The following is a 570-nucleotide window of genomic DNA, read 5'->3' as shown; positions in this document are numbered from 1 at the left end:
GCGGCTGGTGCTCGTCGGCAGGCGGGGGATCGACGCGCCCGGTGCCGCCGGGCTCATCGGCGAACTGACCGCGCTCGGCGTCGAGGCGGTCGTGGCCGCCGGCGACGTGGCCGAGCCCGGTTTCGTGGCGGACGTGCTGCGGGCGATCCCCGCCGGGCAGCCGCTGATCGGGGTGGTGCACGCGGCCGGCGTCCTGGACGACGGCGTGCTCGAAGCGCAGACACCGGCACGGGTTTCCGCCGTGCTCCGCGCCAAAGTGGACGGTGCGGAGGCGCTCGACAGGCTTACCCGGGACCACGACCTGGCCTGGTTCGTCCTGTTCTCCTCGGTCGCCGGGATCGTCGGCGCGGCCGGGCAAAGCGGGTACGCCGCGGCGAACAGCGCCCTCGACGCGCTCGCCGCCCGGCGCCGTTCCCGCGGCCTGCCCGCGGTTTCCCTCGCCTGGGGCCAGTGGGCGCTGTCCAGCGCGATGACCGGCAAGCTCGGTGACCGCGACCGCGGCCGCATCGAGCGGGCCGGCATCCGGCCGCTGTCCACAGAGGACGCGCTCGCCGCATTGGACGCCGCGAT

Annotated in this window: 1 protein-coding gene; it reads left to right on the top strand. The window is 75.8% G+C overall.

Going from position 1 to position 570, the window contains the following annotated elements:
- Positions 1 to 570: KR domain-containing protein (locus G3I65_RS10670; RefSeq protein ID WP_160695953.1), on the top strand; the 570-nt coding region annotated here is incomplete at both ends.

Origin of the sequence: Amycolatopsis sp. SID8362, from assembly GCF_010550475.1 — a bacterium.
Classification (GTDB): Bacteria; Actinomycetota; Actinomycetes; order Mycobacteriales; family Pseudonocardiaceae; genus Amycolatopsis; species Amycolatopsis eburnea.
Note: the sequence above shows the minus strand (reverse complement) of the source record. Positions and strands in the feature narration are given on the sequence as shown.